This is a genomic window from Streptomyces sp. NPDC030143 (assembly GCF_055573695.1).
This window is the reverse complement of record NZ_JBVIAY010000008.1, coordinates 236,031-257,755: the sequence shown is the minus strand read 5'-3', so window position 1 is coordinate 257,755 and position 21,725 is coordinate 236,031. Positions and strand designations below refer to the sequence as shown.

20 protein-coding genes are annotated in these 21,725 nt (G+C 73.8%); 18 read left to right on the top strand and 2 right to left on the bottom strand.

Features of this window, described 5'->3' with window-relative positions; all coding sequences use genetic code 11:
* Positions 1–112: 112 nt before the first annotated feature.
* Positions 113–1,306: a pyridoxal phosphate-dependent aminotransferase gene (locus ACZ4YY_RS17085; RefSeq protein ID WP_468290058.1), complete on the bottom strand. Its 1,194-nt coding sequence runs from the start codon at positions 1,304–1,306 to the stop codon at positions 113–115.
* Positions 1,307–1,445: 139 nt separating this feature from the next.
* On the opposite strand from ACZ4YY_RS17085, the gene ACZ4YY_RS17080 reads away from it, so the two are divergent.
* From ACZ4YY_RS17080 to kynU, 11 genes are all read left to right on the top strand, one after another.
* On the top strand, positions 1,446–1,709 hold the full coding sequence (locus ACZ4YY_RS17080; protein WP_468290056.1) for a hypothetical protein: 264 nt from the start codon (positions 1,446–1,448) through the stop codon (positions 1,707–1,709).
* A 505-nt stretch (positions 1,710–2,214) separates the two neighbouring features.
* Positions 2,215–2,751: a DUF2617 family protein gene (locus ACZ4YY_RS17075; RefSeq protein ID WP_468290054.1), complete on the top strand. Its 537-nt coding sequence runs from the start codon at positions 2,215–2,217 to the stop codon at positions 2,749–2,751.
* A gap of 89 nt (positions 2,752–2,840) precedes the next feature.
* Positions 2,841–4,379 carry a polyamine aminopropyltransferase gene (locus tag ACZ4YY_RS17070; protein ID WP_468290052.1) on the top strand — a complete coding sequence of 513 codons (1,539 nt, stop codon included), beginning with the start codon at positions 2,841–2,843 and terminating at the stop codon, positions 4,377–4,379.
* 214 nt (positions 4,380–4,593) lie between these two features.
* Entirely contained in the window at positions 4,594–5,415 is an 822-nt protein-coding gene (locus ACZ4YY_RS17065) for an SRPBCC family protein (RefSeq protein WP_468290049.1), read from the top strand.
* A 41-nt stretch (positions 5,416–5,456) separates the two neighbouring features.
* Positions 5,457–6,245, top strand: coding sequence for an aldose epimerase family protein (locus ACZ4YY_RS17060; RefSeq protein WP_468290048.1), 789 nt, complete (start codon positions 5,457–5,459; stop codon positions 6,243–6,245).
* A 10-nt stretch (positions 6,246–6,255) separates the two neighbouring features.
* Positions 6,256–6,804 (top strand): orotate phosphoribosyltransferase, encoded by a 549-nt coding sequence (gene pyrE / locus ACZ4YY_RS17055; RefSeq protein ID WP_468290045.1) that lies wholly within the window; start codon positions 6,256–6,258, stop codon positions 6,802–6,804.
* Positions 6,805–6,935: 131 nt separating this feature from the next.
* Entirely contained in the window at positions 6,936–7,967 is a 1,032-nt protein-coding gene (gene fbaA, locus ACZ4YY_RS17050; RefSeq protein WP_468290042.1) for a class II fructose-bisphosphate aldolase, read from the top strand.
* 366 nt (positions 7,968–8,333) lie between these two features.
* Entirely contained in the window at positions 8,334–10,319 is a 1,986-nt protein-coding gene (locus ACZ4YY_RS17045) for a WD40 repeat domain-containing protein (RefSeq protein WP_468290039.1), read from the top strand.
* Positions 10,320–10,418: 99 nt separating this feature from the next.
* Positions 10,419–10,832 (top strand): DUF3151 domain-containing protein, encoded by a 414-nt coding sequence (locus ACZ4YY_RS17040; RefSeq protein WP_468290036.1) that lies wholly within the window; start codon positions 10,419–10,421, stop codon positions 10,830–10,832.
* A gap of 351 nt (positions 10,833–11,183) precedes the next feature.
* Positions 11,184–12,014, top strand: coding sequence for a tryptophan 2,3-dioxygenase family protein (locus tag ACZ4YY_RS17035; protein ID WP_468290033.1), 831 nt, complete (start codon positions 11,184–11,186; stop codon positions 12,012–12,014).
* Positions 12,007–13,197, top strand: a complete 1,191-nt coding sequence (gene kynU / locus ACZ4YY_RS17030) for a kynureninase (protein WP_468290031.1) — start codon at positions 12,007–12,009, stop codon at positions 13,195–13,197. Before ACZ4YY_RS17035 ends, kynU begins: the two co-directional genes overlap by 8 nt.
* On the opposite strand, the gene ACZ4YY_RS17025 is transcribed toward kynU, so the two are convergent.
* Positions 13,124–13,489 (bottom strand): TetR family transcriptional regulator, encoded by a 366-nt coding sequence (locus ACZ4YY_RS17025; protein WP_468290028.1) that lies wholly within the window; start codon positions 13,487–13,489, stop codon positions 13,124–13,126. The two genes, kynU and ACZ4YY_RS17025, sit on opposite strands and share 74 nt — an antisense overlap.
* A 219-nt stretch (positions 13,490–13,708) precedes the next feature.
* Here ACZ4YY_RS17025 and ACZ4YY_RS17020 point away from each other — a divergent pair, with 219 nt between their 5' ends.
* The 7 genes from ACZ4YY_RS17020 (at position 13,709) to ACZ4YY_RS16990 (ending at position 21,696) form a co-directional block, all read left to right on the top strand.
* Positions 13,709–14,602 carry an alpha/beta hydrolase gene (locus ACZ4YY_RS17020; protein WP_468290025.1) on the top strand — a complete coding sequence of 298 codons (894 nt, stop codon included), beginning with the start codon at positions 13,709–13,711 and terminating at the stop codon, positions 14,600–14,602.
* Between the two features lie 419 nt (positions 14,603–15,021).
* Entirely contained in the window at positions 15,022–16,086 is a 1,065-nt protein-coding gene (locus tag ACZ4YY_RS17015; protein ID WP_468290022.1) for an alpha/beta hydrolase, read from the top strand.
* A gap of 133 nt (positions 16,087–16,219) precedes the next feature.
* On the top strand, positions 16,220–17,398 hold the full coding sequence (locus tag ACZ4YY_RS17010) for an acyltransferase family protein (RefSeq protein WP_468290209.1): 1,179 nt from the start codon (positions 16,220–16,222) through the stop codon (positions 17,396–17,398).
* 10 nt (positions 17,399–17,408) lie between these two features.
* Positions 17,409–18,833 carry a sensor histidine kinase gene (locus ACZ4YY_RS17005; RefSeq protein WP_468290019.1) on the top strand — a complete coding sequence of 475 codons (1,425 nt, stop codon included), beginning with the start codon at positions 17,409–17,411 and terminating at the stop codon, positions 18,831–18,833.
* Positions 18,830–19,504 carry a response regulator gene (locus ACZ4YY_RS17000; RefSeq protein WP_468290016.1) on the top strand — a complete coding sequence of 225 codons (675 nt, stop codon included), beginning with the start codon at positions 18,830–18,832 and terminating at the stop codon, positions 19,502–19,504. The genes ACZ4YY_RS17005 and ACZ4YY_RS17000 overlap by 4 nt, the downstream gene beginning before the upstream one ends.
* Before the next feature lie 141 nt (positions 19,505–19,645).
* The gene (locus tag ACZ4YY_RS16995; protein WP_468290014.1) at positions 19,646–21,034 is read left to right on the top strand and encodes a sensor histidine kinase; all 1,389 of its coding nucleotides are present in this window, start codon (positions 19,646–19,648) and stop codon (positions 21,032–21,034) included.
* On the top strand, positions 21,031–21,696 hold the full coding sequence (locus tag ACZ4YY_RS16990) for a response regulator (protein WP_468290011.1): 666 nt from the start codon (positions 21,031–21,033) through the stop codon (positions 21,694–21,696). Before ACZ4YY_RS16995 ends, ACZ4YY_RS16990 begins: the two co-directional genes overlap by 4 nt.
* Positions 21,697–21,725: the final 29 nt, after the last annotated feature.

Genomic DNA, 21,725 nt, shown 5'->3' with positions numbered 1-21,725 from the left:
TGAGACACGTCGCAACCGTTCCTCGGCATGCTTCGCCAGGCCGCCACGGGCTGCCTCGGGTAACGTCCGACCTTCTTGCTCGGGGGAGAGCCCGGCAGACAGCCCCGCATCGCTACAAGGCCGCCTTGAGTCGCTTGACTGCCTCCTGGAGGACCTCCGTCTGCTTGCAGAAGGCGAACCGTACGAAGGGTGCACCGGCCTCGCGGTGGTCGTAGAAGACGGCGTTGGGGATGGCGACGACGCCCGCTCGCTCCGGAAGCGCACGGCAGAAGGCGAAGCCGTCGGACTCGCCGAGCGGGCGGATGTCGGTGGTGACGAAGTACGTGCCGGCGGGACGGAAGACCCCGAAGCCGGCCTCCGCCAGACCCGCGGCGAGCAGATCACGCTTGGCCCGCATGTCCGCGCGGAAGGCCTCGAAGTACGCGTCGGGCAGCGCCAGGGCCTCGGCGACCGCGTACTGGAAGGGGCCCGAGGAGACGTACGTCAGGAACTGCTTGGCCGAGCGCACCGCCGCGACCAGGCCGGGGGCCGCCGTGACCCAGCCGACCTTCCAGCCGGTGAACGAGAACGTCTTGCCGGCGCTGCCGATGGTCACCGTCCGCTCCCGCATGCCCGGCAGCGTCGCCAGCGGCACGTGCTCGGCGTCGTCGAACACGAGGTGCTCGTACACCTCGTCGGTGACGACCAGCAGGTCCCGCTCCACCGCCAGCTCGGCGATCACCGTCAGCTCCGCGCGGGTGAGGACGGTGCCGGTCGGGTTGTGCGGGGTGTTGATCAACAGCAGCCGGGTCCGGTCGGTCACCGCGTCGCGCAGCTCGTCCAGGTCGAGCCGGAACCGCGCCGCCCCCGGGTCCGGCCGCAGCGTCACCGGCACCCGCGCGGCGCCCGCCATCGCGATGCAGGCCGCGTACGAGTCGTAGTAGGGCTCCAGGGCGACGACCTCGTCCCCCGGCTCCAGCAGCGCCAGCAGCGCGGCCGCGATGGCCTCGGTGGCGCCGGCCGTGACCAGCACCTCCGTCTCGGGGTCGACGGCGAGGCCGTAACGGCGGAGCTGGTGCGCGGCGATCGCCGTGCGCAACTCGGGGACGCCGGGACCCGGCGGGTACTGGTTGCCGCGCCCGTCGCGCAGCGCCCGCACGGCCGCCTCCCGGACCTCCTCGGGCCCGTCGGTGTCCGGGAACCCCTGGCCGAGATTGATGGAGCCGGTCCGCACCGCCAGCGCGGACATCTCGGCGAAGATCGTCGTCCCGAACGCGGCGAGACGGCGGTTGAGGAAGGGGCGTGCGGTGGAGGTCATACCGGTCATCCTGGGCCGAAGCTCTGGAGTTCCTCAAGTGTGCTTTGGCCGGAGAGCCGGACGGGCATCCCCCGTGCACGCGCCGCTCGCACGGTGCGCGAGGCGCCCACGGGGGGTCGCTTCGGGGATTCGAAAGGAGGGTGACGCCATGGTCTACGGCATCATCCTTGTGCTGTTCGCGGTCCTGGTCGTGGCGGTGATCGGCGCCCGGCGCCGGGCCGAGGCCACACGGCACCGCTCGCGCACCACCCGCGCGGGCCGGTCCCGCTCCTCCTCGTCCCACAGCGGCGACGGCGGAAGCAGCAGCTGGTGGGCCGGCGGGGGAGACTCCGGCTCGTCCTCGGGCGGGCACTCCTGCGGCGGCGGATCCTCGTCCTGCGGGGGAGGCGGCGGATGCGGGGGAGGCAGCTGACACGGGGCAGCTGAGCTCCCGAGGGGAAGCCGCATCCGGATCGCGGGGCCCGCTTCCGACCGCACGGGCCCCGCGGTCGCACCCGCTCCACCGCGCCCCGGCGCGCGGTCCCGTCCGCCCCGTCCCGTCCGCCTCGTCCCGTCCACCGCGCCCGGCGCGCCGGTCCCTGTGCGCGCCCCACGCCGTCCACCGCACCTCGTCCGTCACACGTCGTACGGCCGAACGGGGGCGCGTGGATGCATGTCCGAGCCGCACGGCGTACGCCCTGGTTGAACAATTGAGCTGTGGAGCCCCCTGAGGGATGGAAACCCCACGAAGTTGGGTAAAAACGCTGTGGCGGTGCCACCGTTCATGATTCCCTCTACATCACCAACGCAGCCCCTCGACTCCCGGACGTCCCGCGCGGACGCCCTTCACGGACCGGGCGGCCGGGGCCGAACTCCCGGCGACGACCGGGGTGCGCCGGACCAACCCCCTTTCTTATGCGTTCCAGCGGAGCCGATCCATGCTCACGACCCTGAACACGTCCTACACCGACACGCGCGCGGCCGACCTCGCCTGGGCACTGGGGCGTGAACCGCTGCCTGCCCTCGCCACGCTCGACCTCGAAATGTCCGGTGCCAAGCTCCAGTTGAGACTGCTCGGCGCGTCGCACCAGGTGCTGCTGGAGGGGGAGCAGGGCCGTTGTTCCGAGACGGTCGCGTGCATCCCCGGCAGCAGCACCCCCCTGCCGCTCGGCGTCGCCAAGCGGGTGGGCGACTGGGAGTACGAATTCGCCGCCCACGTCGAGGTGTTGACGCCGGGCCAGTTCGCGGGCCGCGCCCAGGAACTGCTGGCCCTCGTCTCCGACCACCCGCACGGACTCGCCGGCGTCTTCCCCGGCAGCCCGCACGCCTTCACCGCCCTGCTCGCCCAGCACCACGAGGGCCACGTGCACTGGCGCACCTGGCACGCCTACCCCCAGGACGGCCAGTTGGTGGCGACGAGGACCCGCGTGGGCGCCCGGGCGGCGGTGTGCGGAGCCGGCCCGACCGGCGTGTGAGCGACGTAAACCCCTCAGGCCCGGCCGTACCGGTGTTCCACACGTGTGGGTGACAGGGCGTCCCGCACCCGTGACGTAACGTCGCAGTCGTGATCGAACCGCACGCCCCCGCCCCGCCCGGTGCACCACCTTCCTGGCGCGGCTCCGCGCGGCTTCCGGTCCGGCCGGACACCGGGCGGTTCCTGGTCCTCGCGTGCGTCTTCGTCTGCGCGGCCTGCGGTCTGGTGTACGAACTCGAACTGGTCGCCCTCGCCTCCTACCTGATGGGCGACTCGGTCACCCAGGCGTCCGTCGTGCTGTCCGTCATGGTGTTCGCGATGGGCATCGGCTCACTCGCCGCCAAACGCCTGCGCCGGCTCGCCGCCGCCGGCTTCGCCGCGATCGAGGTGACGCTCGCCCTGGTCGGCGGGTGCAGCGCGCTCGCCCTGTACGCCGTGTTCGCGTGGACGGGCGACTGGGGCGGCCTGTGGGTGAACGGCCCGCGCGTCCTGCTGGTCGTCTTCTCCCTCGCCATCGGGCTGCTCATCGGCGCGGAGGTCCCCCTGCTGATGGAGCTGATCCAGCGCGTCCGCCGCCAGGAGGCGGGCTGCGCCGTCGCCGACCTGTTCGCCGCGGACTACGTCGGCGCGCTCGTCGGCGGCCTCGCCTTCCCCTTCCTGCTGCTGCCGCTCCTCGGCCAGCTCTCCAGCTCCCTGCTGACCGGCGCGGTCAACGTCGTCGCCGGCGGCGCCCTCGTCCTCGGCCTGTTCCGCCGCGACCTCACCCGCCGCGCCCGCTGGCTGCTGCTGACCGCCAACGTCACCGTGCTCGGCGTCCTCGCCTCCGCCGCCGTCCTCGTCGACGACTTCGAACGCGCCGCCCGCCACGCGGTGTACGGCGACGACGTACGGGTCGCCGTGCGCACCGGCGTGCAGGAGGTCGTCCTCACCGGCGGCACCCACGGCCGGCCCCTCGGCCTCTGGCTCGACGGCCGGCTCCGCGGCGGCGGCCCCGACCGGCACCGCTACCACCGGGCGCTGGTCCGCCCCGCCATGCAGGGCGCCCACACGCGCGTCCTGATCCTCGGCGGCGGCGACGGCCTCACCGCCCGCGAGGTCCTCACCCACCCCCGCGCCCACCGCGTCGACGTCGTCGACGCCGACCCCGGCCTGATCGCGCTGGCCCGCACCGACCCCGCCCTAGCCCGCCTCAACGGCCGCGCCCTCGACGACCCGCGCGTGACCGTCACCGTCGCCGACGTCTTCCGCCACCTGCGCGCCACGCCTCCCGCCGCGTACGACGTGGTCGTCACCGACCTGCCCGACCCGACGGTCACGGCGGGCACCAAGCTGTACTCGCAGGAGTTCTACGGCCTGGTCCGGCGCGCCCTGCGCCCCGGCGGCCGGCTCGCGGTGCACGCCGGACCACCCCTCACGCGCCCCCGCGTCTACTGGACCGTCGAGGCGACCCTGCGCGCGGCCGGCCTGCACACCGTCCCCTACCGGACCGACGGCGGCGACACCGACCGGGGTTTCGTCCTCGCCGCGCCGGACGCCCGCCCGGCTGCCCGCCTCGGCCCCGGCGAGCGGCCGATGCGCCCGCCGGCCTCGGGCCCGCGGGCCTCGACCCTGGTGCATCCGCGGTACTGAGAGCCGCGAACGGAAAGGGGCGGCCGGTCAGGTCGCGGCGTCCGGCGCCACACGGGCGTGCGTGCCGGGCGCCGCGAGCCCGTCCCCCGTTGTGTTCGGAGCTTGAGGACGGCTGCGCCCAGGGCGGGGAGGGTACGCCCCGCGGGGCGCGCGGACCGCGGGAATCCCGTTTCGGCAGGTGCTTTTCAGCGACCGCTGGGTAGGCTCCGCACTCATGGAGCAAGAGGTGTTCGTTCCGGTTCCGGCCGAGCGGCTGCGGGCGGCCCTCGGCGACCTCGCGCAGGTGGCCCGGGCCGTTCCCGGCCTCCAGCAGGACGCCGGCAGTGAGCCCGTCGCGGGCCGGCTGAAGCTGCGCGTCGGCGGCCACACCATCACCTACCGGGGCGCGCTGCGGATCACCGCGCGCGACGACGGCGCGTACACCGTCGACGGCGAGGCGTCCGAGGCCCGCGGCACGGGAACCGTCCGCGTCGACCTCACCCTGCGCCCGAAGGAGACCGACGACGGCACGACCCTGCGATTCGAGGGCACCGCCACGGCGGACGGCCGGCTGGCGGACCTGCCGGCGGAGGCGGTACGGGCGGCGGTCGCCCGGCTGCTGAACCGGTTCGCGGAGAACCTGGGCGCGGGCGCGGCGGACGGGACCCGGACCGCCGGCCCGCAGACCCCCTCCCCCGACGAGCCCGAACCCTCGACCGCCACCCCCGTCAGGGGCTACGAGACGGACATCCCCCCGCCGGGCCTCGACGACCTCGACGACGACGTGGACGCCGGCGACGGCGTGGGCGACGTCGTCGACATGGACGACCTCACCGAGTCCGGGAAACCGGCCGCCGAGGCCGCGCACGCCCGCCGCACGATGATCGGGCGCAGCGCGGAGGAGGTCGACCACGCCCCGCCGCGCGGCCGGTACGGACCCGTCCCGGCCCCGGAGACCGTCGCCCCCGGCAGCACCCTGCGCTGGGCGGCCCCGGCCGCCGCGTTCGTCGTCGCCTCGGCGATCGTCGTGGGCCGCGTCCTGCGCCGGCGCCGCTGAGGCGCTCTTGCCCGCGGTGATCACGCCAGTAGGGTCGTCCCGTGAGTAACGAAGACATCACGCTGACCGCGGGCGACGCGGAGGTGACCGTGCAGCCCGGCAACGGCGGACGGCTCGGAGGGCTGCGCGTCGGCGGGACCGAACTGCTGCGCCAGGGGGAACGGTTCGGGTGCTTCCCGATGGTCCCCTGGTGCGGGCGGATCCGGGACGGCCGGTTCCGCGACGGGGCGACCGTCCACCAGATGCCGCTGAACGCCCCGCCGCACGCCATCCACGGCACCGTCCGCGACGGCGCCTGGCGGGTGGCCCGCCGCTCGGCCGACGAGGCGGTCCTGACGTACGACCTGGTGGAGCCCTGGCCCCACGCCGGCCGCGTCACGCAGATCGTCGCGCTGAGCGAGGACGCCCTGACGCTCTCCATGGCGGTGGAGACGTACGACTCGTCGTTCCCGGCGCAGATCGGCTGGCACCCCTGGTTCAACCGCAGCCTCGGCGGCGCGGACGTGCGGGTCGACTTCGCCCCGGCCTGGCAGGAGGAGCGCGGCGACGACCACCTGCCCACCGGCCGGCGGATCGCGCCCGGGCCGGGGCCCTGGGACGACTGCTTCGGCATGCCGGACGGCGTCGCCGTCACCCTCACCTGGCCGGGCCTGCTGCGCCTCGAGGTGACCAGCCCCGAACAGTGGGTGGTCGTCTACGACGAGCAGGAGGCGGCCGTGTGCGTGGAGCCGCAGACCGGCCCGCCCGACGGCCTCAACACCCTCCCGCGCCTGGTCACGCCCCTGGAGCCGCTGGAGGCCACGACGACCTGGCGGTGGAGCCGCCTCTAAGCTGGTCGCCATGACGGACACACGCGGCGCGCTGCTGCAGCAGATCAAGGACAAGGCCGTGGTGCACGGCAAGGTGACCCTGTCGTCGGGGCTGGAGGCCGACTACTACGTCGACCTGCGCCGCGTCACCCTCGACGGCGAGGCGGCCCCGCTGGTGGGCCAGGTGCTGCTGGACCTCACCGCCGAGCTGGACTTCGACGCCGTGGGCGGTCTGACCATGGGCGCCGACCCGGTCGCCGCCGCGCTGCTGCACGCCGCCGCCGCGCGCGGCAAGAAGCTGGACGCCTTCGTCGTGCGCAAGGCGGCGAAGGCGCACGGACTGCAGCGGCGGGTCGAGGGGCCGGACATCGCGGGCCGCCGCGTCCTGGTCGTCGAGGACACCTCCACCACCGGCGGTTCCCCGCTCACCGCCGTGGAGGCCGTGCGCGAGGCGGGCGCCGAGGTCGTGGCCGTCGCGACGATCGTGGACCGGGCGACCGGCGCCGCCGAGAAGATCCGGGAGGGCGCGGGTGTGCCCTACCTGTACGCGTACTCCAAGGACGAGCTGGGCCTGGACTGACCGGCGGGCGGACACCCGCTGGAGCATCGGGCCATCTCTGGAAAGATGGGGACGACGATGACGTCGCACCCAAGGTCTAGGTCAGGGCCGTAAACGCAGAACGCCAACCCGCACACCCAAGGAGCGGACGAATGCCCATCGCAACCCCCGAGGTCTACGACGAGATGCTCGACCGGGCGAAGGCAGGCAAGTTCGCCTACCCGGCCATCAACGTCACCTCGACCCAGACCCTGCACGCGGCTCTGCGCGGCTTCGCGGAGGCGGAGAGCGACGGCATCATCCAGATCTCCACGGGTGGCGCCGAGTTCCTGGGCGGCCAGTACAGCAAGGACATGGTGACAGGCGCCGTGGCCCTCGCCGAGTTCGCGCACATCGTCGCCGAGAAGTACCCGGTCACCGTCGCGCTGCACACCGACCACTGCCCCAAGGACAAGCTCGACGGGTACGTGCGTCCGCTGCTCGAGCTCTCCCGCAAGCGCGTCGAGGCCGGTCTCGGCCCGCTGTTCCAGTCGCACATGTGGGACGGCTCCGCCGAGACCCTCGCCGACAACCTGGAGATCGCCCAGGAGCTGCTGGAGAAGGCCCGCGCCGCGAAGATCATCCTCGAGGTCGAGATCACCCCGACCGGCGGCGAGGAGGACGGCGTCACGCACGAGATCAACGACTCCCTGTACACGACGGTCGAGGACGCGATCCGCACCGCCGAGGCCCTCGGCCTGGGCGAGAAGGGCCGCTACCTGCTGGCCGCGTCCTTCGGCAACGTCCACGGCGTGTACAAGCCGGGCAACGTCGTGCTCCGCCCCGACCTGCTGAAGGAGCTGAACGAGGGCGTGGCCGCCAAGTTCGGCAAGCCGGCCGGTTCGCAGCCCTTCGACTTCGTCTTCCACGGCGGCTCCGGTTCCACGGAGGAGGAGATCCGCACCGCGCTGGAGAACGGCGTCGTGAAGATGAACATCGACACGGACACGCAGTACGCCTTCACGCGTCCCGTGGCCGACCACATGTTCCGCAACTACGACGGCGTCCTGAAGGTCGACGGCGAGGTCGGCGACAAGAAGACCTACGACCCGCGCACCTGGGGCAAGCTGGCCGAGGCGAGCATGGCCGCACGGGTCGTCGAGGCCACGCGGAACCTGCGCTCGGCCGGTACGAAGATCAAGTAAGCGGTTCGGGGGTCCGCCCCCGGGGTTCCGCTTCGGGCCCGGCGTCCGTGCTCCGGCACGGCGCCGGGCCTTCCGCGTGTCCGGGGGCGGGCGCGGGGTTGCCGGGGCGGGCGGGGTCCTCGGGGCGCGATCTCGCCGGGGGCGGTGCGAGGGCTCGGGTGGTCCGGGTGGTCGGGGCGGCGAGGGCTCGGGTGGTCCGGGCGTCGGAGCCGTCGGCCGTCGGGGTCGTCGGGGTCGTCGGGGAGGGCGGGAGCGGTGCCCGGGGTGCCCTGCATACCGGCGCGCGAGATGTCAGGGGCATGCTCTACGCTGCGGTCACCGCGTCCCGGTCTCGGGCCGCGAGGACCATTGGGGGGTCTCTTCACCGTGCGTAAGCGCACTCTCTCGGCCGCGACGGCGCTCGCGGTCCTCTTCAGCTCCGCTGCCCTGATCGTGGGCACCGCGGGCTCGGCGGCGGCGGACAGCAGCAGAGTCCTGCCGCTCACGACCACGGGTGACGTGGTGGTGGACGGCGTCCACCGGAAGATCTTCATCAGCGACCCGAACCTCGGCAGGGTCGTCGCGACCGACTACGCGGGCACGGTGCTGGCCACCGCCACCGGCCTGCCCGGTGTCACCGGCCTCGCGCTCTCCGCCGACTCCGGCAGCCTGTACGCCGCCGTTCCGGGCGCCGGGGCCGTCGTCGCCCTGGACACCGCCTCGGTCACCGAGCAGGCCCGGTACGCCACAGGCGAGGGCGTCGACCCGACGTACCTCGCGCTCGCGGGCGGCAAGATCTGGTTCGGCTACGGCGACCAGTACGAGGGCGAGATCGGCTCGCTCGACGTGTCCGGCGCCGAGCCCGTGGTGGCCCTGGACCAGGACACCGAGACGGACTACTCGGGTGCCCCGCGCCTCGTCGCCTCGCCGGCGAACCCGAACGCCATCGCAGCCGCCGGCTCGTACTACCACCGCTTCACCCTCGCCACGTACGACGTGACGACGGGCAGCGCGGTCCGCACCGCGCGCAACACCACCACGCTGACCGGGGTCACCAACGACCTCGCCTACACGCCGGACGGCGACCGCCTCATCACGGCCAACGCCGGCAACGTGCACCACGTGTGGCAGACCTCGGACCTCGCCGAGACCGGCACCTACCCGAGCGACCACCACGGCGCGGCCGTCGCCGTCGCCCCCGACGGCACCGTCGCGGTCGGCTCCGACTCGTCGTACGGCAAGGACGTCTACGTCTACCGCCCCGGTGCCGCGGACTCCGTGCGCCAGTACGACTTCCCCGGCACCGGCAGCAGCAGCGGCGGGGACGACCTCGTCGACGGCGGTCTCGTCTGGGAGCCGGGCGGCAGCCGGCTGTTCGCGGTGACCAGCAACTACGACAGCAGCGTCCGCCTGCACGTCCTGGACGAGCCGACCCGGTCCGCGCCGACGGTCACCGTCAAGGCACCGGCCACGGCCGCGCTCGCCAAGGCGCTCACGGTCTCCGGCACGGTCACCTCGAGCCTGCCGCTGCCCGCCGGGACACCGCTCACCGTGACCCGGTACGACGTCGAGGCCCCCCAGGGCAAGGCGCTCGGGACCAGGCGGCTCGGGACGGGCGGGACGTTCTCCTTCACGGACACCCCGACCGCCGCCGGGAACGTCACCTACAAGGTGGCGTACGCCGGGGACGCCGATCACTCGGCCGCCTCCGGGACCTCGCTCGTCAAGGTCTCCCACAACAAGACCGCGCTGACCCTGGACCGCAACGGCCTCACCGTCAATTACGCCACGACGGTGTCGTACACGGCGACCCTCGGCCCGACCTACCGCAACCGCGTCGTGGAGATCTGGGCCGACCCGTGGGGCCCGGAGCCGAAGCGGCTGCTCAAGCGTGGCACGGTCAACTCCCGGGGCAAGCTGTCGGCGTCCATGTGGATGAGCCGCGACACCACGGTCACCGCGGTCTTCACCGGTGACGCCCGCTACGGCTGGGCCCAGGCCAAGTCCGGCGTGCGCACCCGCGCGGGCGTCGCGACCACGCTGTCCCGCCACTACAAGTGGACGAAGTTCGGCACCACCTGGTACCAGACCTACCACCAGACGGCCGACCCGATGATCACCACCTGGCACAACGCCTACCCGGGCCGGCACACCCGCCTCGACCTCCAGTTCTACGTCCAGGGTGCCTGGCACTCCAGCGGCTCGGAGTACTTCGCGCTGGGCCGTGACGGCAAGTCGTACGTGACGCTCGACGGGGACGGCGCGGCCGGCTACCGCTTCCGGATCCGGTCCGTGTACGTCGACGGCTACAACGACGACAACGTGAACACCACGGCCTACGGGCCCTGGAAGTACTTCAACGTCACCCGCTGAACCGTCCGCACGCCGGTGCGCGTGGTGGTCGAGCCCGGCGTCCTGACACGTCAGGGCGCCGGGCTCGACCGGTACCGGTGCGGTGACAGACTGGAAGCCATGACGATCCACGAGAACCTCCTCGGGGGCCCGCCCCCGACCCACCTCCCCGACGACCCCGAGCCCCGCGAGCTCCTCGCGAACGGCACACCCCCCGCCGACGTCGCCGCCCAGCACCCCACGTCCTCCCTGGCATGGGCCCAGCTCGCGGACGACGCCTTCGAGCGGGGCAGCGTGGTCGAGTCGTACGCGTACGCCCGTACGGGCTACCACCGCGGCCTGGACGCCCTGCGCCGCAACGGCTGGAAGGGCCACGGCCCGGTCCCCTGGGAACACGAGCCCAACCGCGGCTTCCTGCGCGCCCTGCACGCCCTCGCCCGCGCCGCCGGGACGATCGGGGAGCAGGAGGAGTACGAGCGCTGCACGCAGTTCCTGAAGGACTCCTCGCCGACGGCGGCGCAGACGCTGGGCTAGAGGGTGCTGCGAAGGTCCCGGACAGCACCCGCGGCGCCCGGCACGCCCGCTCGCCCGGGACCTTCTGCCCCCTAGCGCTCCACGGCCTGCGCGGCCGCTACGGCCTTGGTGGCCTTGCGGGTCCGTGGCCTGCGGAGCCCCGGGTCGGCGGCACCTGCGGCCCCGGTCCGGGGCCTCCGCGGCCGCCGTGAGTCCGCGCGGAAGGGTGTTCGGGGCGGGGCCCGCCCGTGCGAGCGGGCGGGCCTTGCACTTTCGGGTGACGATTGCGGAGGATGCCCCTGGGGACCGGGGCCCCCGTGTCGATAACGGCAGGGGCGGACCGCTACCCGGAGTACACAACAGGAGACAGCGATGTCCCACGAGGCTCACGAGCCCGAGACCCCGCATCTCGACTTCGCAGGCACGACGCCGTACGAGGACTACGTCAAGGCGGACGTGCTCACCCACCTCCAGCACACCCTCTCCGACGATCCCGGAGAGATGGTCTTCCTGGTCACCACCCAGGTGATGGAGCTGTGGTTCACGGTGATCGTCCACGAGTGGGAGACGGCGGCGCAGGCGCTGCGCAGCGACGACGTCCCGGTGGCGGTCGCCGCGCTGAAGCGTTCCGTGCGGGAACTGGAGGCGCTGAACGCCTCCTGGAAGCCGCTCGGCCAGCTCACCCCGGCCCAGTTCAACGCCTACCGCTCAGCCCTCGGCGAGGGCTCCGGCTTCCAGTCGGCGATGTACCGGCGCATGGAGTTCCTGCTCGGCGAGAAGTCCGCCTCCATGCTGGTCCCGCACCGCGGCGCGCCCCGCGTCCACGCGGAACTGGAGAAGGCGCTGCACGAGCCGAGCCTGTACGACGAGGTGCTGCACCTGCTGGCCCGGCGCGGGCACGCGATCCCGGAGGCCGTGCTGACCCGTGACGTGGCGCTGCGCTACGAGCCGTCGCCGGAGGTCGAGGCGGTGTGGACCGCCCTGTACTCGGGCGACGACAACGACGAACTCGCCCGCCTCGGCGAGGCGTTGACCGATGTCGCCGAGCTGGTGTGGCGCTGGCGCAACGACCACCTCGTCGCCACCCGGCGCGCGATGGGCGCCAAGGCCGGCACGGGCGGCTCGGCCGGGGTGGCCTGGCTGGAGAAGCGGGCCCAGAAGAACGTCTTCCCGGAGCTGTGGACGGCGAGGTCCCATGTCTGAGCCGGCCGTCAGGGCGAGTGAGCTGGACGCCGGGGACGAACTGGCGGGCAAGCGCGCGCAGTTCGTCCTCGAGGACGAGGTCGTCTACCTCGACGGCAACTCGCTGGGCGCGCTGCCGACGTCCGTCCCCGGCCGGGTCGAGGACGTCGTGCGCCGCCAGTGGGGCGAGTTGCGCATCCGCTCCTGGGAGGAGAGCGGCTGGTGGACGGCGCCGGAGCGGATCGGTGACCGGATCGCGCCGCTGGTGGGGGCGGACGCGGGCCAGATCGTCGTGGGCGACTCCACCAGTGTCAACGTCTTCAAGGCCGTGGTGGCGGCGGTGCGGATGGCCGGGGTCGACCGGGACGAGATCCTCGTCGACGCGACCACCTTCCCCACGGACGGGTACCTGGCGGAGTCGGCGGCCCGGATGACGGGGTGCAGGCTGCGTCCCGTCACCCCGGCGCAGGTCCCGGCGGCCCTGTCGGACCGCACGGCCGTGGTGCTGCTGAACCACGTCGACTACCGCACCGGACGGCTGCACGATCTGCCGTCGCTGACCGCCGCCGCGCACGCCGCGGGCGCGCTCTCCGTCTGGGACCTGTGCCACAGCGCGGGCGCCCTGCCCGTCGGCCTCGACGAGCACGGTGTGGACCTCGCGGTCGGCTGCACCTACAAGTACCTGAACGGCGGCCCGGGTTCACCGGCGTACCTGTACGTCCGGCGCGACCACCAGGACCGCTTCGACTCCCCGCTGCCCGGCTGGAACTCGCACGCCGAACCGTTCGGCATGCGCCCGGCCTACGAACCGGCGCCGGGCGCGGTGCGCGGGCGGGTCGGCACGCCCGACATCCTGTCCATGCTCGCGCTGGAAGCGGCACTCGAGGTCTGGGACGGCGTCTCGATCGACGCCGTCCGCACCAAGTCCCTCGCCCTGACGGACTTCTTCCTGGAGTGCGTGGCGCAGTACGTCCCCGACGGCCGCGTCGAGTCCCTCACCCCCCTCGCCCACGCCGAACGCGGCAGCCAGGTCGCCCTGCGCTGCGACGACGCCGGCAAGGTGATGAAGCGGCTGATCGAACGCGGAGTGGTCGGCGACTTCCGCTCCCCGGACGTCCTCCGCTTCGGCTTCACCCCGCTGTACGTGAGCTTCGGGGACGCGGAGCGGGCGGCACGGGTGCTGGCGGAGGTGGTGGCCGGTTAGGGGGTGTCCGGTTGGGCGGATGTCCTGGCGCGGAGGCGGTGTCCGGTTGGGCGGATGCCCTGGCGCGGAGGTGGTGTCCGGTTGGGCGGATGCCCGGCGCGTGGGTGGTCGGGGTAGGCGGACGGCTGGTGTGTGGAGGCGGGGGTTGGTCCTCCCCTCCCCGCGCTACGACGAGCCCCGTGCCTGACCCCCACCGCCGGTAAACCGTCGTCTTCCCCAGCCCCGCCCGCCGTGCGACGTCCGCGAGGGCGAGGAGGCCGAACCCCTCCTCGGCCTCCGGAGTGCCGGACACAACGGCTTCCTCGGTGCACTCGAGGGCGACTGCGGGGGGACGTCCGGGACCAGAGCGTAGGCGCAACGGAACTGCAGAACCGTTTGACCCTCACCGTGCGTGACATCCTCGTGTCCGCGCACGTCACCGGCCTGATACCGTCCCCGCCAACGGCCGAATCCCCACCTGGTCCGCCGTACCGTTCCGTCCAAACCCGTTTTGTCGCTGAGAGGTTGGAGCATGCCGGACGACGTCGTCGCAGCCCGGGCCGCCGCCGAAGAGGAGTCGGCCTTCTCGCACCCGGCGGTCGATCCCGACTCCACCGCCGCCTACGGCGACCACCCCGACCAGGTGATCGACTTCTACGCGCCGCGCGGACCGCAGGGCACTGCGGGAGCGGGAGACCTCGCCCCGCTCGTGGTCGTCCTGCACGGCGGCGCGTGGCGGGCCCCCTACGACCGGCGGCACGTCACGCCGTTCGCGGGCTTCCTGGCGCGGCGCGGGTTCGCCGTGGCCAACGTGGAGTACCGGCGCGGAGCGACGCCGGACGAGCCGGCCGGCGCATCCCCGGTCGCCGGCCGCTGGCCCGACACCTTCGACGACGTGGCCGCCGCGCTGGACGCGCTGCCCGCCCTCGTCCGCGAGGTCCTTCCGCAGGCCGACCCGCGCCGCACGGTGGTCACCGGGCACTCGGCGGGCGGCCACCTCGCCCTGTGGGCCGCCGCCCGGCACGTCCTGCCCGCCGACGCGCCCTGGCGCACCGGCGGACCCGCCCCGCTGCGCGGCGTCGTCGCGCTCGCCCCGATCGCGGACTTCGAGGTCGCCGAGAAGCTGGAGGTGTGCGGGGGAGCGTCCCGCCAACTGCTGGGCGGCGACGACCACTTCGCCGAGCGGCGGCCGTACGCCGACCCCGCGCTGCTGCTGCCGACCGGCATCGCGACGACGCTGGTCCAGGGCCGTACCGACCTGGTCGTCCCGCAGGCGGTCGCCGAGTCCTACGCGGACGCGGCGGCGAAGGCGGGAGAGGTGGTGGGCCTGACCCTGCTGGAGGAGGTCGGCCACTTCCCGCTGATCGATCCGGCGGCGGACGCGTGCGCGGTGGTGGCCGAGGAGATCGCCCAGTTGGCGTGGTGAACGGGGGGCGGCCGGGCGGACCGGCCCGGTCGAAGCCGCTCACCTCACGCTGACCGCCCCGTCGAAGCCGGTGGCGCGCGGGTGTCGGCCCGGTCGAAGCCGGTTGCCGGGGAGCCGTCCCGGTCGTGCCCGCAGTGGTGGTGGCGACTGTGATCGTGTTCGCCCCGGGGTGCCGACTGCGGTCGTGCCCGCCGGGGTGGTGGCGACTGTGGTCGTGTTCGCCGAGGTGGTGGCGACTGTGGTCGTATCCGCCCGGGGTACGACCGCGGTCGTACCTCCCCCGGTCATACCCGTAGTACCTGAGAGCTACCTGCGAGGACAGTTCCCCGGCGGGACGCGAGCGATGGCCGCCGGTCCGTAACTTCCCTGCTGGCGAAGCCCGACGGCGGGCGGCGCGACCGGACGGGGAGGGGCGGGGGATGGTGCTCGACAGGGGGAGTGGGCGAGGCCGCGCGCGCGGACGTACGCACGGCGGCGAGGGGGGAACGGGCAGGGGGCGCCGTTGGTTCCGCTTCCTCCTCGGCGTGCTCGTCACCGCCGCCGTGGTCGTCCCCCTCACGGCCGCCGTCCGGCCGTACACCCCCGCTCCGCCGCCCGCCGCCCTCGCCCCGTTGACGGCGGCGACGCTGGAGCGGGCGTACGCGGGGAACCGGGCCAACGCCGAGCTGGCCTCCCGGATGGCCGCCGATCACGGGGACCGTCGCCGCGCGGCCGCGGACCGGGCGCTGGCGGCGCCGTCGCGCAGACTGCTCTCCTTCGACGGCCGGGGCGCCGGCCGGGCGACCGAGGTATTCGGCGACCTCGCCCACGCCGACCGCGTCGCGGTCCTCGTCCCGGGCTCCGACACCTCGCTGGACAGCTACGGCCGTCTCCACGCGGCGGCGACCGCCCTGTACCGGCGGCTCACCACCCGACAGCCCGCCGGCCCGGCCGGTGCCGCGGGGAGCCGTGCGGCGGTGGCGCCCCGTACGGCGGTGGTGGCGTGGCTCGGCTACACCACCCCGGGCACGGTCAGCTCGGCGGTGGCCACCACGGGCCGGGCGGACGAAGCCGCCCCGGACCTGCGGGACTTCGTCCGTGACCTGCGCCGCGTCACCGGCCCCCACACCCGCGTGGCGCTCCTGTGCCACTCCTACGGCTCGGTGGTGTGCGGCCGGGCCGCCCCCGGCCTGGCGGTGGACGACCTGGTCCTGCTCGGCAGCCCGGGCACCGGCGCGGACACGGCCGCCGACCTGCGCACCCGGGCGCGGGTGTGGGCCGCCCGGGGCGGCGACGACTGGGTGGCGAAGGTGCCGCACGTCAGCGTCGACCTGTTCGGGACCACGGTCGGCTTCGGCGCGGACCCGGTGTCCCCGTCCTTCGGCGCCGACGTCTTCGCCGCCGGCCACGGCGGACACAGCGACTACTTCCGACCCGGCTCGGCGTCCCTGGCCAACCTCGCCCGGATCGTCCTCGGCGAGACCACGGAGGTCACCCGTGCGTGAGACCACCCCTCCCCCCGCCCCCTCCGCGGTCCGCCCCCGCCGCCCGCACCACCCCCGGACCGGCTCGGAGCTCCGAACGAGAGCGGGCGGCGTTCAGACGCCGCGCGTCGGGCTCCCCTTCTGTTCGGGGTTCCTGCGGCGGGCAGCCGTCCGCCTCGACGCGGCCACGCCCGCGGGACGCGACCGGGCCGTGGACGCCCTGCGCGCCCTGGCGATCCTCGGTGTCGTCCTCGGGCACTGGCTGGTGACCGCCCTCGTCGCGGACGGCGGTGCCCTGCGCGCCGCGAGCCCGCTCGGACCCATGCCGTGGCTGGCTCCGGTGTCCTGGATCTTCCAGACGCTGGCGGTGTTCTTCATGGTGGGCGGCCACGTGGCGACCCGGAGCCACGCCGGCGCCCGTGCGCGGGGCCTCGGCTACGGCGTGTGGCTGAGAGCCAGGCTGGCCCGGCTGTTCGCGCCGGTCGCCGTCGTGCTGGCGGTGTGGACGGTGGCGGCGCCGGCGCTGCTGCTCGGCGGCGCCTCGTTCGTCACCGTGCGCACCCTGGTGAAACTCGCGCTCTCCCCGCTGTGGTTCCTGCTGGTGTTCGCGGTGCTGACGGCGGCCACCCCGCTGCTGGCCCGGCTCAACCCCCTGTGGCCACTGGCCGTCGTCCTCGCCGTGGACCTGCTGCGCTTCGGCCTCGACGGGCCGTCCTGGCCGGGCTGGGCGAACGTGGCGGCGGGCTGGCTCGTGCCCTACACCCTGGGCGCGGCCTGGACCCGCGGCGAACTGGAGCGCCCGCGGACCGGCTGGATCCTGCTGGCCGGCGGGGCGGCGGCGACGACGGTGCTCGTCGTGAGGGCGGGCTACCCGGCGTCGATGGTGGGCGTGCCCGGGGCGGGCGTCTCCAACCTGAACCCGCCGACCGCCGCGGTGGTCGCCTTCGGTCTGGCCCAGTGCGGTCTGGCGCTGCTGCTGCGCGACCGTCTGCGCCGGGCCCTGCGCCGTCCGGTGCTGTGGGCGGCGGTGGTCCTGGTCAACCTGGCCGCCATGACCGTCTTCCTCTGGCACCAGACGGCCCTGATGGCGACCACCGCCACCGGCCTGCTCGCCGGCCGTCTGCCCGGTCTGCACACCGCCCCCGAGACAATGAGCTGGGTCGGGGCCCGGCTGCTGTGGCTGCCGGTGTTCGCCCTGGTGCTGACCGTCTGCCTGGCGGCGTTCCACGGCTTCGAGCAGGGGACCCGCCGGCGCGGCCGGCGCCGGTCCCGGGTGGTCCGTGCCCACGACCGCGTCGAACCGGGGGAAACGAAGGTGGTCGGCAGTGCCTAGGGTTGAGCCCGTGACCGGTGAGGAGAGCAGCAGCCCGCGCGTCCCCGCCACCCCCGCACCCGGACCTTCCGGCGTCCTGCACCGTCTGCGCGCGGCCTTCGGCGCGACCGGCTCCCCGACCGCACGGCGAGGGCGCGTCCTGCGCTGGCTGCGCGTGCCGGGCTACGTGGTGCTGTGCTGGGTCGCACTCGGCATCGCCCTGGCCGGCACGGAACAGCTGGGCCGCTACGCCCTCGGCACGGAGCTGGGCGTGGTGATCGCGTTCGCGCAGGGCGCGGCCGTCGTCCTCGCCCGGTGGCGGCCGGTGCCCGCGTGGGCGCTGTCCCTGGCCGGCACGGTCGTCGCGGCGACGGCCGCCCGGCCGACCCTGGTGGGTCATCCCCTTCCGGGGCCCTCGTGGCCGTGGAACGCCTCCGAGATCCTGGCCCACGCCCTCGTGCTGCTGTTCCTGGCGCTCCGTGTGCCCAGCAGGGTGTCCGTCGCGGTGCTGGCCGGCACCGGCCTGACGACCTGGGTGGTCCAGGGCCTGATCGGCGGGGCGACCTACACGTCGACCGGGGTCCCGGCCGTCGCGATCTTCGCCGCGGTGGTTCTCGCCGGGACCGCCTTCCGGGGCCTCGGCGAGGCCCGCACCCAGCTCGTCGAGCAGGAGACGATCACCGCCGAGGAACGGGCCCGCCGCACCCTCCTGGAGGAACGCAACCGCATCGCGCGCGAACTGCACGACGTGGTCGCCCACCACATGTCCGTCATCTCCATCCAGGCCCAGGTCGCCCCGCACCTGGTGGAGAACCCCTCCGAGGAGCTGCGGGAGAACCTGGACGGCATCCGGCAGAACGCGCTGGAGGCGCTCGCCGAACTGCGCCGCGTCCTCGGCGTCCTGCGCTCCGAGAACCCCGAGGACCCCTACGGTCTCGGCGCCGCCGGCACCGGAGCCGCCCCCGACACCCCGCAGCCCACCCTCGACCGGCTGGACGGACTCATCGCCAACACCCGGGCCGCCGGGCTGCGCGTGGTCACCGAGGTCCGCGGCGAGGCCCCGGCCTACCCTCCCGGCGTGCAGCTGTCGGCGTACCGGATCGTCCAGGAGGCGCTGAGCAACGCCCTGCGGCACGCCCCCGGCTCCCAGGTGCGGGTCGCGGTCACCCACGACCCGCGCGGCGTGCACCTGGAGGTCACCAACTCACGCCCCCACGGGCCCGTGCGGCCCTCCCCTGGCGCGGGGCACGGTCTGCTCGGCATGCGGGAGCGGGCGATGATGCTGGGCGGCCACGTCACCGCGCACCCGACGATGCACGGCGGCTTCTCGGTGATCGCCTTCCTCCCGAGACACGGCACGGCGAGCCCGCCCCCCGAGGCCCCGCCCCCGGCCGAGGCGCTCGAACTGTCCTTTCCCGCCCATCCCCCGACACCCCCCGGAGACGACACCCCATGACGAGCGGCACCATCCGCGTACTGATCGCCGACGACCAGCAGATGGTCCGGCAGGGCTTCACCGTGCTGCTCAACGCCCACCCGGGGATCGAGGTCGTCGGTCAGGCGGTGGACGGTTTCGACGCCGTGGCGAAGGTCGCCGAGCTCGCCCCCGACGTCGTCCTGATGGACATCCGCATGCCCGATCTCGGCGGCATCGAGGCCACCCACCGGATCACCGTCGCCACCCCGCACATCAAGGTGCTCGTGCTGACCACCTTCGACCTCGACGAGTACGTGTACGAGGCGCTGCGCGCCGGGGCGTCGGGCTTCCTGCTGAAGGACGCCTCCGCCGACCAGCTCGCCGAGGCGGTGCGGATCGTGGCCGCGGGTGACGCCCTGCTCGCGCCCGGCATCACCCGCAAACTGATCGCCGAGTTCTCCCGGCTGAACGGCACGCCCCGCGCCCCGCTGAAGGAACGCGTCGGTGACCTCACCGAGCGCGAGACGGAGGTGCTCAGCCTCATCGCGCAGGGTCTGTCCAACGCGGAGATCGCCCGCCACCTCGTCGTCGCCGAACAGACGGTGAAGACGCACGTGGGCCGCATCCTGGTGAAGCTGGGCCTGCGCGACCGCACCCAGGCGGCGGTGTTCGCCTACGAGTCGGGTCTGGTGAGACCCTCCGGATACTGACCCGGCGCCACCTGCCGTACGTGAGTCGCGGACCCTCGCCACCCGCTGGAGACGAGACGTCGGCCCCCGCCACCCGTAGGACGTCGGCCCCCGCCACCCGTAGTACTTCAGGCGGAGGCGGTGGAACCCCCCTCACTGGTGATGACCGCGACACCGCCCCCGCCTACCGTTTTCCACGTGACCGAGACGACGCAGACGCACATGACGCCCCCGGACGACCCTTACGGCGCCTATCGGCCGAGCAGCCCGGAGTTCAGGGCTGCCATGGACGCCCTGCGCGGGCTGCGGCAGGACCTGTTCCACGACGCCTTCGCCTACCGCCCGCTGCCCCGCAGGGAGCCCTCCGGCCCCCTGACCCGCCGGCTGACCGGCCGCAAGCGTGAGTACGCGGCCTGGCGTTCGCACGTGCTGGTCGGGGCCGGCGGTGTGCTGGCGATGCTGACCGCCTGGGCCTACGGCGGCGGCGAGACGACGGCCGTCCTGTGCGGCCTGTTCGCCCTGGCCCCCGTCCTGCTGACCCTGGTCCGCCCGGTCGGCGCGTTCTGGCTGTCGCTCGTGTCGACCACGCTCGTCGCGGTCCTCGGCACCACCTGGGGCAACTGGCCGTGGCTGCCGGGCAGCTTCGTCTCCCACCTGGTGGTCCTGACGGTCGTGGCCATCCGCACCCGCCCGCGGACGGCGGCGTGGATGTGGCTGCTGACCGCCGCCTACGGCTTCACCGCCGAGACGGCCTTCAGCTGGGGCCACTACACAACCAACGTCGCGCCCATGCTGGTCACCTCCGCCATCCTCCTGCTCGCCGTCACCGTGTGGCACATACGCCGGCAGGCCGAGCAGGAGGTGACGGCCCAGCAGAGCGTCACCGCGCACGAGCGGTCCCGCCGCACCCAGCTCGAGGAGCGCACCACGATCGCCCGCGAGCTGCACGACGTGGTCGCCCACCACATGTCGGTGGTCGCCATCCAGGCGGAGGCCGCCCCCTACCGGGTGGAGAACCCCCCGGAGGAGCTGGAGAAGGCCTTCGCCACCATCCGGGAGAACGCGGTCGCGGCACTCACCGAACTGCGCAGGGTGCTGGGCGTGGTCCGCGCCGAGGACTACGAGGCACCCGACACCCCACAGCCCACGCTCGCCGAGCTGGACGCGCTGCTCGCCAATGTGCGGGAGGCCGGCGTGGAGGTGGAGAAGGTGGTGACGGGCGCGGTGCGCGAGCTCCCGCAGGGCGTGGAGCTGTCCGCGTACCGGATCGTCCAGGAGGCCCTGAGCAACACCCTGCGGCACGCGCCGGAGGCGGGCGCCCGCGTGGAGATCGGGTACGTCCTCGGCGGCCTGGGCCTGCGGGTCCTCAACGGCCCGCCGCCCAACCCGTCCCTGGTGAAGCCCTCGCCCGGCGCCGGACACGGCATCACGGGAATGCGCGAGCGCGTCTCCATGCTCAACGGCGAGATGACGGCGGACCCCACTCCGGAAGGAGGCTACGAGGTGACGGTGTTCCTGCCGGTGCCCGTCGCGGGCGAGGGGGGAGCATGACGATCCGGGTGCTGGTCGCGGACGACCAGATGATGGTCCGCGAGGGCTTCTCCGTCCTGCTCAACGCGATGCCGGACATCGAGGTCGTCGGGGAGGCGGTCAACGGCCGCGAGGCGGTGGAGCGGGTCCGCGAACTGACCCCCGACGTCGTCCTGATGGACATCCGCATGCCCGAGATGAACGGCATCGAGGCGACGAGGGAGATCGTCGCGGCCGACGGCACGGCGAAGGTCCTGGTCCTGACCACGTTCGACCTCGACGAGTACGTCTACCAGGCGCTGCGCGCGGGCGCCTCCGGCTTCCTGCTGAAGGACGCCTCCGCCCGCCAACTGGCCGACGGGGTCAGGGTGGTGGCCGCCGGGGAGGCGCTGCTCGCGCCGTCCGTCACCAAGCGGCTCATCACCGAGTTCTCGAAACTGACCGACGGTCCCCGCCTGTCCCGCACCGCCCAGGCGGCCTACGGCGACCTGACCGAACGCGAGACCGAGGTGCTGGTCCTGATCGCCCAGGGCCTGTCCAACGCGGAGATCGCCGAGCGGCTGGTGGTCGCCGAGTCCACGATCAAGACCCATGTGAGCCGGATCCTGGTGAAACTGGGGCTGCGCGACCGCACCCAGGCGGCGGTGTTCGCCTACGAGGCCCGACTGGTGACGCCGGGGTAGGGCCAGGGAGGGAGGGCGGAGGAAGAGGC

Excerpts from the sequence above, each read along its gene's own strand:
- ACZ4YY_RS17015 (WP_468290022.1), top strand. The coding sequence starts at position 15,022 with ATGGTGCTCGACAGGGGGAGTGGGCGAGGCCGCGCGCGCGGACGTACG.
- ACZ4YY_RS17080 (WP_468290056.1), top strand. The coding sequence starts at position 1,446 with ATGGTCTACGGCATCATCCTTGTGCTGTTCGCGGTCCTGGTCGTGGCG.
- ACZ4YY_RS16995 (WP_468290014.1), top strand. The coding sequence starts at position 19,646 with ATGACCGCGACACCGCCCCCGCCTACCGTTTTCCACGTGACCGAGACG.
- ACZ4YY_RS17065 (WP_468290049.1), top strand. The coding sequence starts at position 4,594 with ATGGAGCAAGAGGTGTTCGTTCCGGTTCCGGCCGAGCGGCTGCGGGCG.
- ACZ4YY_RS17035 (WP_468290033.1), top strand. The coding sequence starts at position 11,184 with ATGTCCCACGAGGCTCACGAGCCCGAGACCCCGCATCTCGACTTCGCA.
- ACZ4YY_RS17040 (WP_468290036.1), top strand. The coding sequence starts at position 10,419 with ATGACGATCCACGAGAACCTCCTCGGGGGCCCGCCCCCGACCCACCTC.
- ACZ4YY_RS17000 (WP_468290016.1), top strand. The coding sequence starts at position 18,830 with ATGACGAGCGGCACCATCCGCGTACTGATCGCCGACGACCAGCAGATG.
- ACZ4YY_RS16990 (WP_468290011.1), top strand. The coding sequence starts at position 21,031 with ATGACGATCCGGGTGCTGGTCGCGGACGACCAGATGATGGTCCGCGAG.
- ACZ4YY_RS17020 (WP_468290025.1), top strand. The coding sequence starts at position 13,709 with ATGCCGGACGACGTCGTCGCAGCCCGGGCCGCCGCCGAAGAGGAGTCG.
- ACZ4YY_RS17075 (WP_468290054.1), top strand. The coding sequence starts at position 2,215 with ATGCTCACGACCCTGAACACGTCCTACACCGACACGCGCGCGGCCGAC.
- pyrE (WP_468290045.1), top strand. The coding sequence starts at position 6,256 with ATGACGGACACACGCGGCGCGCTGCTGCAGCAGATCAAGGACAAGGCC.
- fbaA (WP_468290042.1), top strand. The coding sequence starts at position 6,936 with ATGCCCATCGCAACCCCCGAGGTCTACGACGAGATGCTCGACCGGGCG.
- ACZ4YY_RS17085 (WP_468290058.1), bottom strand. The coding sequence starts at position 1,306 with ATGACCGGTATGACCTCCACCGCACGCCCCTTCCTCAACCGCCGTCTC.
- kynU (WP_468290031.1), top strand. The coding sequence starts at position 12,007 with ATGTCTGAGCCGGCCGTCAGGGCGAGTGAGCTGGACGCCGGGGACGAA.